This is a genomic window from Geofilum sp. OHC36d9 (assembly GCF_052400685.1).
Classification (GTDB): Bacteria; Bacteroidota; Bacteroidia; order Bacteroidales; family Marinilabiliaceae; genus CAZHHH01.
Window position 1 is genome coordinate 1 of record NZ_JBQTGJ010000023.1, and the last position, 13,400, is coordinate 13,400.

Sequence of the window (13,400 nt, forward strand, 5' to 3'; positions counted from 1 at the left end):
TTACTTTTCGTAAATGACTGTTTTTATGACAAGCGTAACGCAGAAGTTGACTTTATAGACAAATACTAGTTAGTGCCGAGCAGATCGCGGGCATTGGTTAAAGCGGCTTCTGACACCTGGGCTCCACTTAACATTCCGGCTATTTCTTCTATTCTTTCATCATTGTTCAACAATTTTATTTGCGAAACGGTTTGATCTGCATCGTCATTTTTGAAAACCTTGAAATGTTGCGACCCTTTACCTGCAATTTGGGGTAGGTGCGTGATGCTTATTACCTGTATATCGTTAGCCATGGTTTGCATTATACGTCCCATTTTATCAGCAATTTCGCCTGACACACCGGTGTCTATTTCATCAAAAATGATGGTTGGCAATCCTTTTGTTGACGATAACAGTGATTTGATGCTTAGCATAACACGTGACATTTCTCCGCCCGAGGCTACTTTGGGAATGTCGGCCAGCGTACCGTTTTTATTGGCGGTAAAGAGAAATTGTATCTCATCGGCGCCGTCTTCACGTAGTTGTTCTGACTGATTGTGTGCTATTTCGAAGCGAGCGTGTGGCATACCCAGTTCATGCAGCTGTTTTTCGATGGTGCTTTTTATATTTGGGAAGACTGATTTTCTTCGTTTTGTCAGCTCTGATGCCAGTTTTGTCACTGAGTCCAGTTGTTGTTTAATGGCTTGATCCAGTTTTGTGAGTTGCTCATCAAAAGAATTGAGCATGGATAATTTTTCTTCCAGATTTTGACGTATCTCAATTAACGCTTTTACGTTATCAACATGGTGTTTTTGTTGGAGTGAGTAGATCGTGTCAAGGCGCTCCTGAACCCATCGTAATCGTTGGGGATCGAATTCGGTGGCTGTGACAATACCGGCTATTTCGACCGAGATATCTTTGAGTTCGATGTAGGCGGATTTGAGTCGCTGTCCCAGTTCCGATCCCTGATTGATGAATGGTGCCACCCTGCTAATTTCATTTTCAATTTGAAATAGCATGTCTACTACCGAGGGATCTTGTTCTGATAGTAGGGTTTGTCCGATAGATAGAGCCGATTGAATTTCTTCAATATGATTCAGTTGCTCCAGCTCTTTTTCAAGAGCGACCTGTTCTTCTTCCTGTAGGTTGGCTTCCAGCAGTTGGTTAACCTGAAACTCCCAGTAATCACGATCGGCTTTTTGTTTCTCATTCTTTTCGACCAGTTTGGCGCGTTCTTTTTGCAGTTGGCGCAATTTGTGGTACTCGTTCTGATAGTCTGTTTTAATGGTATCGTTTCCAGCCACAGTGTCCACGACCATTAGCTGAAAGGTGAATTCACCCAACAGTAGATTTTGATGTTGGGAGTGAATGTCAATCAGGTGTTGCGTTAATTCTTTCAGAAAGTTAAGCGTAACGGGGGTGTCGTTGACAAAAGCGCGTGATTTACCCGAGGGAAGAATTTCACGGCGGATAACGGTATTGTCATCGTAATCGATGTCTTCCGAAGTGAAGAGTGGGGTCAGACCATAGCCTTTGATGTTGAAGTGGGCTTCCACCACACATTTTTGCTCTTTATCGCGCATGGCAGAAGTGTCGCTTCGCTGACCCAATATAAGGGCCAGAGCTCCGAGCATAATTGATTTACCTGCACCTGTTTCGCCTGTTATAACAGTAAAACCATTTTCAAGCCTTATATCGGCTGAGTCTATTAATGCGTAATTCGAAATGATTAATTGGTTCAGCATATGCTATTGTTTATCCATGTTGTGGCATCTGATACAAAGATAAACAAAAGAATTTTGGAACTTCAAAAAAGAGTTTTCCGGTTGCTTTACTTCATCTTTTCGTAGGTGTCGGCATTGGCCGGGTCTACTTCCGATAAAATGGTGATGGCACGTCCTTTTTCCATGGAGGGTGATTCGGAGAAAATATTGACAAGCTCCTCGGATTTAGCATCGAAGAAAAATCCCATGGCAAAAGAATTTGGGTACTGACGATAAACTTTGGGTAGTTGTTCCAAAGCCGATAGGATGGCTGCTCTTCCTTCCTCTGGTTTTTGTGCCATTACGTCAAGCCCTTTGCGGTGATAATCGTAATAGCAGTTGCGCAATGGTACGTGATATTCGTTGAGTAGATTTTCGGTGAGCCAGTAGCGGTTTCGGGTTCCGTCGAACGAACGCCAGCCGGATTCAGATGAGTTTTGCATCATGTTAACAATCTGTTCTGCTTCCTGAAACCAGGGAGTCCCGCCTCGTGGGCTATAAGTGTCGTAGTCGTAGCCAATGATGATGTAGGCATAATAAGCCAGAACGGCGATCAGGTTTGATTCTATATTGGATGAATTATACACCAATGGCTCAAATTCAACGTACGAGAAGCTGAAGTTTTGATCCATGTAATTTATTATCTGTGACTGATATGAAGCGTTAAAAACAGGTCTGCGTGATTGGATTTGTAAGGTGCCACTGAATTTGTCAATGGACGACATTTCTTTAATGGTGATGAGAAACGAACAGTCTATACGCTCTTGTTGTTTGAATTTATGATTGGTCCATTGCTGTCCATTCATAAATTCCATTATCGCTTTTTGAAGTGTCTCAAAAACCGCTTTATTGGTCCCCTGAATGCCTGGGGCGACTACTTGAACCACGCACCGCAATTCTTGTCCTTTAACGGTTTCAGCCGTAAAAAGATTTAAAAATATTAGCAGAATAATTGGAAGTAATAACCGTCGCATAAAAAAAAAATTATTTGGTCAACAAGGGTACAAGGTAATTAATAATGTCGTTGGCGACATCCCTCTTACTCTTTAACGGATATTCTGTTTTTTTATTTTGGCGATTAATGATCGTAATCTTATTGGTGTCGGTTCCAAAGCCAGCGCCTGCAGTTTTTAATGAGTTAAGAACGATAAAATCGAAATTTTTTTTCTGCATTTTTTTTGTTGCGTTCAATTCTTCATTGTCTGTTTCAAGTGCAAATCCCGCTAGTATTTGGTGTGCCTGCTTTATAGTTCCCATCTCCGCGGCAATATCGGGATTGGGTTTTAGTTCGATGCTTCTGTTGGCATCGCTGCGTTTTATTTTTGACGTGACCACTTCCATTGGTGAATAGTCGCTCACTGCAGCTGACATAATGGCTCCATCTGTTTTTGGAAATATTTGCAGGCACAGTTGATACATTTCTGAGGTACTCACAACATCGTGTCTGAAGATGTTGGGGTGCTCTGTTTTAAGGGCCACAGGGCCGGCTATTAAATCAACCAGTGCGCCTTCTTTGGCCAGAGCCTCGGCAATGGCAAAACCCATTTTCCCCGATGAATGATTGCCAATGAAACGAACCGGATCAATAGCCTCATAGGTGGGGCCTGCGGTTATCATCAGTCGCTTGCCGGACAATCGTTTTGGAGTGTATTGTCCTGAAAAATAAGCCTTGAGATTTTCAACAATGCTTTCGGGTTCTTCCATGCGGCCTTTTCCTGATAAGCCGCTGGCCAGAATGCCTGTTCCCGGTTCAATAATGTGGCAGCCCCAGTCGCTCAGGATCTGCATATTTCGAATTGTTGAGGGATGTTGAAACATGTCAAGATCCATGGCTGGTGCTATAAATACAGGGCAGCGTGCCGATAAGTAGGTGGTTACAAGCAGGTTGTCGCATATTCCATTTGTCATTTTTCCCATCGTGTTGGCGGTGGCCGGTGCAATAACGAAAGCATCGGCCCAAAGACCCAGATCTACATGGCTGTGCCAGGTGCCATCGGAATGTTCGAAAAATTCACCCAGAACAGGACGTCCTGACAGGGCTGACAGGGTAACCGGCGTGATGAATTCTTTGCCGGATGCTGTTATTAATACCTGTACTTCGGCACCTTCTTTGACTAATAGTCTTAGTAGCAGTGCTGCTTTGTATGCCGCTATACTACCGGTGATGCCCAGTATTATTTTTTTCCCTTGTAGCATGTGACCTCGTTTAAATCATTGTGCCTGAACTCTTAATTCGCCTGTTAGGCCAAACAAAAAAAGATAAAAGAAATGACTTCATCCCTTTTATCTTCTGTTTTTTACCCATAACAGGTGTTTTTTAGATACCGCTAAAGTCTGTTACAATTCTTTTAACAGATTTTCGGGATTTTCTTCTTTCTCCGGATTGCGGAAGTAAGTTTTACCATCTAAAAATTCAGTTACAGCCAATGCGTTGGCTTTTGGCAGACGTTCGTAAAATTTAGATATTTCTATCTGTTCACGATTTTCAAATACTTCTTCCAGATTGTCGGTGTATGAGGCGAACTCCTGTAATTTGCGGTTCAGCTCTTCTTTCATCTCAACACTTATCTGGTTGGATCGTTTTGCCATAATCATAACCGATTCATACAAATTGCCTGTGGCTTCACTAATTACTTTAGTATCCCAGGTAATGGTATTGCTTGGCGCTTTTGATTTTTTGTAATCCATAATTATTTAGTATATAAATCGTACACAAATTTAGTTTAATAAACCGGAAGTTACCTCAAATATTTTGTTGGCTTCTTTTAGATACTGACTCGTTGGAAATTCATTTATAAATGAGTAATACTCATCTAAAGTCTCTCTTAAGCGATCTTCTTTTTTCTCTTCAACACTGTTAATAGCCTGTATGTATTTGGAATCCAAAATCAGATATGACAACTCTTCCCGATATTGGGTATCAGGGTATTCATTTAATATGTTGTTGGCCGAAATCACTGCCGACTGATAGTTGTTTCCCATATAGGTGCCTAAATTAAAATATAATTTGGCATTTAAATAGGCTTTGTAAACCAGCTTGTCTCTGAGCTCATCCATTAACCTTGTTGCTTCCGGTACTCTTTCATCTTTGGGGTATAGGTTAATAAACAATTGAAACTGATCCATTGCGGTGTAGGTTTCAGTCTGATCCAAACGTGGATTGGCTGACATCATATAGCTGCAATAGGCCGTTTTGAACTGAGCTTCAGGCGTACGTTCACTGGTCGGATAGTTTTGTACAAACATTTGATAATAATGACCAGCCATCATATAATCATGCATGCCATAAAGGCATTCGGCATATATAAAGTGAGATGTCTCTGATTTATCGGTTCCTCTGAAAATGCTAATTAACTCACCAAATAAAGTGGAGGCACGGGTGAAATCACCTTTCTCGTAATAGGCCAATGCTTTTTCATATTTCAAATCATAATCGTTGCTTTTTAGGAGTTTTTGATACTCACTGCACGAACTAAGTACAAAAATCAACGAAAGTAAAATTAGTATTTTCTTCATTTTAAAGCCCTTACATGTTTGGTTAACATCTGTTTACGATGTTGCTTTTGGCTTAAATTATCGGGCAAAGATAGGGTTTTACTTTTAAAATTCTATCTCATAGCCATATATTTTTATGGTGTTTGTTTAAGCCATTAAACAACTTTTATTTTTTAATCAAAAACCAGACCATGATTGGTTCATTTCTTTGGCCTCTGGTATTATTTTGTCGTATGTTTTAAGTTGCTTGTGTTAGTTATTGATAAACAGTTATTTATTTTTTATGGTCCGTTGTTAGGCCGCTGGTTGTTGCTATTATAATTTTAATTCAGTTTTTTGGAAATAGTTTTTTTTAGCTTTAGAAAATATAATGATATATAAAAAAGATTACCTTTGCCGGGGAAATAATTAAAAACTCATCAACGTGGATATTTTTGATAAAATAAGCGCCAACATGGGACCACTTGGCCAGTATGGTAAAGAGGCTCATGGTTATTTTGCATTCCCAAAACTGGAAGGGGAAATCAGTGCTAAAATGAAATTCCGTGGTAAGGAAGTGTTAACCTGGAGTTTGAATAACTATTTAGGATTGGCTAACCATCCTGAAGTTCGCAAGGCAGATGCTGAGGCGGCAAAAGAATGGGGTTTGGCTTATCCGATGGGTGCCCGTATTATGTCGGGACAAACCAGTAAACATGAAGAGTTGGAGTCTCAACTGGCTGAGTTTGTTGGTAAGGAAGATGCTTACCTGCTTAATTTTGGCTATCAGGGCATGATTTCTATTATTGATTCGTTGGTGGGGCGTAAAGATGTTATTGTTTATGACTCGGAGTCTCATGCCTGTATCTTAGATGGTTTAAGATTGCATATGGGGAAACGTTTTGTGTTCCCTCACAATAATATGGAAAATCTGCGTAAGGAACTTGAAAGAGCGACTAAGTTGGCCGAAAAACAAGGTGGTGGTGTTTTAGTTATTACCGAAGGTGTTTTTGGTATGGCTGGTGACCTTGGTAAATTGGACGAAATTGCGGCTCTTAAGAAGGATTTTGATTTCCGTATTTTGGTTGACGATGCTCATGGTTTTGGTACAATGGGTAAAACCGGTGCCGGTACTGCAGAACATTTTGGAGTGTCCGATAAGATTGATCTTATTTTCAGCACTTTTGCCAAATCAATGGCCGGTATAGGTGCTTTTGTTGCCAGTAACGAAGAAGTGGTTAGTTATCTGCGCTACAATATGCGTTCGCAAATTTTTGCAAAATCATTGCCTATGCCTATGGTTATTGGTGCAATGAAACGGTTGGAATTGCTTCGCACAAAACCTGAGTTGAAAGCTAATTTGTGGAAAATAGTAGATGCTTTACAGAGTGGCCTTAAAGCCGAAGGGTTTGACCTGGGAAATACTCAAACACCTGTGACGCCTGTTTACCTGAATGGAACGGTACCAGAAGCTACGGCTTTAACCATGGATCTTCGTGAGAATTATAATATTTTTTGCTCCATTGTTGTTTATCCTGTTGTTCCCAAAGGGCAGATTATGTTGCGTATTATACCAACAGCGGCTCATACAATCGAGGATGTGGAGTACACCATTAAAGCATTTGCCGAAATTGCTGAAAAGCTTAAAGCCGGTAAATATGTTAGCGATAAAATTGCTCAGCTGTAAAAGCTGTTGTTATGATATTTTTAAATGCCGTTTTCCGTTTGGGAAGCGGCATTTTTGATATATATAGTACTTGTTCATAAAGTGGGAAGTGTGATTATAAAGTCCGGGGCTTGCGTAGCTCTGAAAATGTGAGTTACCTGTTGTTTATGACCATTTTGATAGTACGCATAACGCGGAGGTTGACTTTATAGACGTACTGTATCCGGAGCCTGTCCATAAACGAAGTGTTTGTTTTCATTATTTTTGCACTGGTTTATGGCCGGATATTTGTCATGTACCCTGAAAAATTGAAGTGATATGATTTATAAATATATTTTTGCTTTAGCCCTTTTAGGTCATTTTTTATTGGCTGAATCACAGTCTTATCCTCAATGGAATTTTCGGTTTCCGTTAGATATTGATGCTGTGGTTAGTGGAAGTTTTGGCGAGTTACGGTCCAATCATTTTCATTCGGGGGTTGATTTGACGACCAACGGAGAAACGGGTTTGCCGGTATATTGCGTGGACGAAGGTTATGTATCCAGAATAGTGGTGTCTCCGGTAGGATTTGGAAAGGCTTTGTATATCGATCATCCCAATGGTTATACCTCGGTTTATGCTCATTTGAACGGTTTTAACGGCGTCATTGAAAAGAAAGTGATTGATCTGGCTTATCAAAAACAATCATTTGCGCTGGACGTCTCCTTTGAACCCGGTGAAATGACTGTTTCTAAGGGCGAAATGATTGCTTACTCGGGTAATTCGGGTAGTTCTGGTGGCCCTCATTTGCATTTCGAAATCCGCGAAACAGCGCAGCAGAAGCCTGTGAATGTTCTTAAATTTAATTTCCCTGTTGAAGATAAAAAGGCGCCACACATTCAGTCGGTTTGTATTTATCCACTTGACGATGTTGCCTCGGTTAATGGTAAGCAGAAGCCTTTGCGCATTCCGGCCGTTTTTTATAACGGCGCGTTTCATCTTCGGGGAAATCCAAAAATTGAAGCGTCGGGAACCATTGGGGTTGGTATTGAGACATTTGATTATTATAGCAATTCCTGGCGCAAATGTGGTGTGTATGCCATTACTTTGCGTGAGGATGGTAACGTAATTTTTCGTTCTCAGTTGGATGGCTTTTTGTTTCGGGATACCCGGTATATTAACAGCCATATCGATTATGCGCGCAAGCAAATGACCGGTGTAACCATTCAAAAGAGTTTCTTGGATTTGAATAACAGATTAAATATTTATAACACGGATGAGAATCGTGGACGTATAAAAACCATTGCTGGTGTTAAGCAGCAGTTGAATTATACTGTTGAAGATGCGGCAGGTAATCAGTCCGAACTTTCGTTTACCGTGATTGGGTCTAAAAGAAAAATATTAACCAAAAGTAGAGCGCTTGAACTTATTGATCCCTTAAAGCCTTATTCATTTCAAAAGGATGGTTTTTCGATAACGATTCCTGCAAATACTTTTTACGAACCTATTGTGTCTGATTTTGAGGTGATTGATGCCGATAGCATGTATCCGCGGATTAAAGTGCTGGATGCTAAGATTCCGTTTCAAAATTACGTTGAGGTGGCCCTTCCTGTGCCGTCTGCCTGCCAAAATGTAAAAGGGTTGACAGGCGTCTCTGTGAATAATTCAGGACGTATGACTTACGCAGGGGGGACCTTGTCCAATGGAACGATGGTTATCAGAACACGTGTAGGAGGAACTTATGGATTGGCTGTTGATTCGTTGCCGCCGACCATTGCACCGGTTAAATTTCCGATTGGTAACAATTTTCGGTCGCGCAAAGCCATTGAAATACGTTTGGATGATGATTTTTCCGGCATTAATGAATACAGTTGTACGATTGATGGGGCATGGGCGTTGTTTGAATATGATCCGAAAAGTAAATCTTTGAAAGGTTATTTTAAATATTTGCGTATTACCAAAGGCGAAAAACATAACCTAACGGTTGAGGCGTCTGATCGTACCGGGAATGTTTCCAAATGGCAAACTTCTTTTGTCTATTAATATTGTAGAACAATAGGTTGCCCATTTTTATTATATATTTGTCTGATTAAGCCATTTTTTTGTATGAAGAGGACGACATTTTTTAGAAAGTTTTTAATTAGTGTAAGCATTATTCTGTATTCATGGATAACTGCTTCAGCGCAGATTAATTCTGACAGAATGATGATTATTGGTCGTAATGCTCTCTATTTTGAAGATTATATTCTGGCTATTCAGTATTTCAACCAAATAATAAAGGCCAAGCCATATCTGAGCGAACCTTATTTTTACAGGGCAACCGGGAAGTACTATCTTGATGATTTGGTGGGGGCCGAAACAGATTGCGACAAGGCTTTGGAAATTAATCCATACTACGTTGATGCGTACAATTTACGTGGTATTGTTCGACAGCGACAAAATAAAACGGTTGAGGCGTTGGCCGATTACCGCAAAGGTCTTGAAATTGATCCCGAAAATATAAATCTTATTATAAATGTAGGCATCGCGCAAATCAACAGTAAAGACTACAAAGGCGCCATCAGTACCTATAGCCGGGCTATTGAACTCTCACCAAATATTATTTCGCTGTGGTTGAACAGGGCTTATGCCAGGATGGCGCTTAAAGATACTCTGGGTGGCCTGGACGATTTTTCACGTGCCATCCGGATAAATCCTTATATTCCCGATGGATACGCAGGCCGTGCCATGATTTATTATCAGCTGCAAAAGTATGATAAGTCGTTGGCTGATTTGAATAAAGCCATTGAAATTCGTCCGGAAGAGGCGAACTATTATCTCAACCGTGGTATTGTCAGATATCAGCTGGATGATTTGAGGGGCACCATGGCCGATCTTGACAAGGTTATTGAATTGGAGCCCCGTAATGTATTGGCCTATTCTAATCGTGGAATACTGAGGGCTCAGGTGGGCGATATTAATCGTGCTATTGACGATTTTTCGCGTGTGCTGGCACTTCGTAACGACGATTATCTGACGCTATATAACCGTGCGCTTTTATATATTCAAACAGGTGAATTGAATAAGGCGCTGACTGATTTGAATGTTATTGCAGGTGTGTATCCCGATTTTGCTCAGGTTTACTATAATCGTTCGCAGGTGAAACAAAAGTTGGGGGATAACCGTGGCGCTGAATTGGATTACGGAACGGCCATGAAACTGGAAATGGATCGACGGGCGGCTTCCGACAAAGCACAAAAACAGGATCAGGTGGCTTTGGACAGTAAAAAAACGACTGATAGCAAAGACGAACATAAGAAAAAAGAAACCCGTAAAGCCTCCGATAAGGATATCAGTAATTACGATAAGATTGCGGTGTTGGATGATTTTGGTACCGATGAACCGGAAGAGGTGGCCTCCAATCCGCTTCGGGGACGTATTCAGAACCGGAATATTGTTATTGATATGGAACCCGCGTTTTTGTTGACCTATTTCCCTGGCGATACGTTGGTACATCGTCTTCGTTATTTTAATATGGAGTTGGATGCCTTTAACCGGCGTACGAACCAAAGTAATTCCCTGGAGTTTGCCGACAGGGAACAGGAACTATCCCGTGAGCAGGCGGCCGAAGTGTTTAAACAGATTGAGGCATTAAGCGGGCAATTGAAATCTGAACCTGACAATAAGGCGGATTTATTAATGGTGCGCGGCTTGTTATATAGCTCGGTATTGAATTTAAATAATGCCATGGCCGATTTTAACAGGGTTATTGAACTGGAACCGGAAAACTATCTGGCCTGGTTCTCGAAAGCTGTGATGCGTCTTAAAATGGTGGAAATGGTCCGTGAAATGAAGGCAGCTGTGCCGGAAGTGCAACCTTTGAAAACAACGCCTACAACCGTGGCGAAGGTTCAGACCAAAGAAAAGTCGCAAAATATTCTTGACTATGACTTGATTATAGCCGATTTGGATAAAGTGATTGAAATTAATCCCGATTTCGAATTTGCCTATTACAACAAGGCGATGGTGTATGCTTTGATGCGTGATTTTGAAACAGCTGTAACGAATTTTTCAAAGGCCATTGAGCATAATCCGGAAATGGCCGAAGCCTGGTTTAACCGTGGTTTGGTTCGTATTTTTTTGGAACAGGAAGAAAAAGGAACCATGGATTTGAGTAAAGCCGGCGAACTTGGTGTTTTTGAAGCTTATAATGTAATTAAGAGATACGGTGTTAAACCACTGGAACAAGGAGAGGAATAATGACTGTTTTGCCCGATAATCTGGATGTTGATAATGCCGAATTTCAGGATGCCCTGCGTTTGGTGCAATACACCAACTCGTCGGTTTACCTGACCGGTAGAGCCGGTACGGGTAAATCTACGTTTCTGAAATACATCTGTCAGAATACCCATAAGAAATTTGTGGTGTTGGCCCCAACGGGTATTGCCGCAATCAATGCCGGTGGTGTCACAATTCACTCTTTTTTTAAGGTCCCCTTTAGACCTATTTTACCCAACGATCCGGATTTGTCGACTAAGGACAGGCGCATTTATGATTTTTTGAAATATAATAAAGCCAAAATTCAACTGATACGGGAGGTCGATTTGATTATTATCGACGAAATTTCAATGGTGCGTGGCGATATTCTCGATTTTATGGATCAGGTGCTTCGTGTATTTTCAGGTAATAAGACAGCCCCTTTTGGTGGAAAGCAAATGCTTCTGGTGGGGGATGCTTTTCAGCTTGAACCGGTGGTGAAACGCGATGAATGGCAAATCTTGAGCCGGTTTTATAAAACACCTTATTTTTTCTCAGCTCAGGTGTTTCAGCGTATCCCGCTTATTCAAATTGAACTTCGTAAAGTTTATCGGCAAAGTGATCCTGTGTTTGTTGATATTTTGGATAAAATCCGGGTTAAGAGTGTTACTTCTCAACAGCTGGCAACTGTGAATCAGCGTTTGGATCCCGCTTTTCAGACCCCCGTGGATGAGTTGTTTATTACCCTGGCCACACGCCGCGACACGGTTGATTATATTAACGAACAGAAACTTGATGAACTCGATGGCGATGAGGTGCTCTTTGAAGGACAGATTCAGGGGGAGTTTTCAGAGTCGAGTTTGCCTACTTTAAAAAAGTTGATTTTGAAGGAAAATGCCCAGGTTATGTTTGTGAAAAACGATATTGAGAGGCGTTGGTACAACGGGAGTCTGGGCAGGGTTGATTCGTTTGATGATTCAGGCATTTATGTACGCCTTGAAGATGATACAATTCATCTGGTAACCAAAGAGAAATGGGAAAATCTTAGATATAAATTTGACGAGGCCAACAATCGTATTATTGCTGAGGAAATTGGGTCTTTTCATCAATACCCGCTCAGGCTCGCATGGGCTGTTACGGTTCATAAAAGTCAGGGTTTGACATTCGATAAGGTGGTGATCGATTTTACAGGTGGCGCTTTTGCCGGTGGTCAGCTTTATGTGGCGCTGAGCCGATGCCGCAGTCTGGAAGGTATGGTGTTGAAAACGCCGGTTCGGCAAAGTGATATTATTGTGAAAAGGGAGGTGGAGGTGTTTGCCCGCACTGCCAATAACAAACAGCAGATTGAGGCCGAGTTTCGTAAGGCGCGTGCCGATGGCGAGTATGCCTCGGCTTTGGTTGCTTTTCGAAACCAGAACTGGCGAAAAGCAATCAGCCATTTTGCGCAGGCTGTGGATTACCGTAATGATTTGACAAATCCGGCTATTCAACGCTTTTTGGCGAAGGAATTCCGTTTTATGGATCATTATAAGCATCAAATTATTGATTTGGAAGCCCGCCTCGAAGCCAACCGCAAAAATGTGAATGCTTTTGCTCGTGAATATTTCCTGATGGCCAATGAATGTGAGGTTAAGTTTAAGGATGTTCGTTCTGCCATTGCCAATCTTAATAAGGCATTGAAGCTTAACCCCGAATTTTTAGACGCATTGTCGCGTCGTGCCTTTTTGTTGTTTGATTCGGGCGATTTGGAAGCGGCAGAGAAAGATTGTAGTGCCATTCTCAGAATAAAGCAGCGTCATTTTGCGGCGCTTTTGCTTAGAGGCAAAATTCGTTTGCATAATAAGCATTTTGAGGCTTCCTATCAGGATTTACTGGAAGCGGCGAATGTTCGAAAATCAAATCCGGAAGTTTACCTTGTCTTGAGTAATGTATGTGCCAAATTGGGCGAAAAGGAAAAAGCCCGCGACTATCGGAATATCGCGAGAGCCCTGGAAGAGGAGGACGATTAAACGACTTTTTAATTTGTCATTTTCAAATAACCTTCAATAATTTAAATAACATTGCCGTGTTACTTTTTGCCCGGTCATCTGTTTTTATTCCAAACGATATTTATCCCTTAGGGGGATTGATCACTTTATCCTGCTCTATTAGTACTTGTTTAGTTTGAGTTCTAAAGTTCAAATTCAAGGCTTGCGAAGTCCGAAAAATGTGAGTTTACTTGGGTAAATGACCATTTTGAGGACGAGTGTAACGCCGAAGTTTGAAAATATGGACAGACGTAAATAAGTGTCTGTCCATATTTT

Annotated in this window: 9 protein-coding genes; 4 read left to right on the forward strand and 5 right to left on the reverse strand. The window is 41.3% G+C overall.

All coding sequences use genetic code 11. From position 1 onward, the window contains the following. Positions 1 to 65: 65 nt before the first annotated feature. The 5 genes from recN to ACT3CD_RS15500 all read right to left on the reverse strand — a co-directional run bounded on the left by recN (position 66) and on the right by ACT3CD_RS15500 (position 5,258). Complete coding sequence (gene recN, locus ACT3CD_RS15480) at positions 66 to 1,724, reverse strand: DNA repair protein RecN (RefSeq protein ID WP_444646562.1); 1,659 nt, start codon at positions 1,722 to 1,724, stop codon at positions 66 to 68. A gap of 86 nt (positions 1,725 to 1,810) precedes the next feature. Beyond that, positions 1,811 to 2,716 carry a type IX secretion system protein PorD gene (gene porD / locus ACT3CD_RS15485; RefSeq protein ID WP_444646563.1) on the reverse strand — a complete coding sequence of 302 codons (906 nt, stop codon included), beginning with the start codon at positions 2,714 to 2,716 and terminating at the stop codon, positions 1,811 to 1,813. A 10-nt stretch (positions 2,717 to 2,726) separates the two neighbouring features. Beyond that, on the reverse strand, positions 2,727 to 3,938 hold the full coding sequence (gene coaBC, locus ACT3CD_RS15490; RefSeq protein ID WP_444646564.1) for a bifunctional phosphopantothenoylcysteine decarboxylase/phosphopantothenate--cysteine ligase CoaBC: 1,212 nt from the start codon (positions 3,936 to 3,938) through the stop codon (positions 2,727 to 2,729). 141 nt (positions 3,939 to 4,079) lie between these two features. Further along, positions 4,080 to 4,430 carry a DNA-directed RNA polymerase subunit omega gene (locus tag ACT3CD_RS15495; RefSeq protein ID WP_444646565.1) on the reverse strand — a complete coding sequence of 117 codons (351 nt, stop codon included), beginning with the start codon at positions 4,428 to 4,430 and terminating at the stop codon, positions 4,080 to 4,082. Positions 4,431 to 4,460: 30 nt separating this feature from the next. Continuing rightward, complete coding sequence (locus tag ACT3CD_RS15500) at positions 4,461 to 5,258, reverse strand: outer membrane protein assembly factor BamD (RefSeq protein WP_444646566.1); 798 nt, start codon at positions 5,256 to 5,258, stop codon at positions 4,461 to 4,463. Positions 5,259 to 5,661: 403 nt separating this feature from the next. On the opposite strand from ACT3CD_RS15500, the gene ACT3CD_RS15505 reads away from it, so the two are divergent. The 4 genes from ACT3CD_RS15505 to ACT3CD_RS15520 all read left to right on the forward strand — a co-directional run bounded on the left by ACT3CD_RS15505 (position 5,662) and on the right by ACT3CD_RS15520 (position 13,106). Next, a complete protein-coding gene (locus ACT3CD_RS15505; protein WP_444646567.1) occupies positions 5,662 to 6,903 on the forward strand; it encodes an aminotransferase class I/II-fold pyridoxal phosphate-dependent enzyme in 1,242 nt (413 codons plus the stop codon). Between the two features lie 297 nt (positions 6,904 to 7,200). Beyond that, entirely contained in the window at positions 7,201 to 8,904 is a 1,704-nt protein-coding gene (locus ACT3CD_RS15510) for a M23 family metallopeptidase (protein ID WP_444646568.1), read from the forward strand. A 159-nt stretch (positions 8,905 to 9,063) separates the two neighbouring features. After that, positions 9,064 to 11,100 (forward strand): tetratricopeptide repeat protein, encoded by a 2,037-nt coding sequence (locus tag ACT3CD_RS15515; protein WP_444646569.1) that lies wholly within the window; start codon positions 9,064 to 9,066, stop codon positions 11,098 to 11,100. Then, the gene (locus ACT3CD_RS15520) at positions 11,100 to 13,106 is read left to right on the forward strand and encodes an AAA family ATPase (RefSeq protein ID WP_444646570.1); all 2,007 of its coding nucleotides are present in this window, start codon (positions 11,100 to 11,102) and stop codon (positions 13,104 to 13,106) included. The genes ACT3CD_RS15515 and ACT3CD_RS15520 overlap by 1 nt, the downstream gene beginning before the upstream one ends. Positions 13,107 to 13,400: the final 294 nt, after the last annotated feature.

Coding starts and splice junctions, on each gene's coding strand:
- porD (WP_444646563.1), bottom strand. CDS start 2,716: ATGCGACGGTTATTACTTCCAATTATTCTGCTAATATTTTTAAATCTT.
- ACT3CD_RS15510 (WP_444646568.1), top strand. CDS start 7,201: ATGATTTATAAATATATTTTTGCTTTAGCCCTTTTAGGTCATTTTTTA.
- recN (WP_444646562.1), bottom strand. CDS start 1,724: ATGCTGAACCAATTAATCATTTCGAATTACGCATTAATAGACTCAGCC.
- coaBC (WP_444646564.1), bottom strand. CDS start 3,938: ATGCTACAAGGGAAAAAAATAATACTGGGCATCACCGGTAGTATAGCG.
- ACT3CD_RS15520 (WP_444646570.1), top strand. CDS start 11,100: ATGACTGTTTTGCCCGATAATCTGGATGTTGATAATGCCGAATTTCAG.
- ACT3CD_RS15515 (WP_444646569.1), top strand. CDS start 9,064: ATGATGATTATTGGTCGTAATGCTCTCTATTTTGAAGATTATATTCTG.
- ACT3CD_RS15495 (WP_444646565.1), bottom strand. CDS start 4,430: ATGGATTACAAAAAATCAAAAGCGCCAAGCAATACCATTACCTGGGAT.
- ACT3CD_RS15500 (WP_444646566.1), bottom strand. CDS start 5,258: ATGAAGAAAATACTAATTTTACTTTCGTTGATTTTTGTACTTAGTTCG.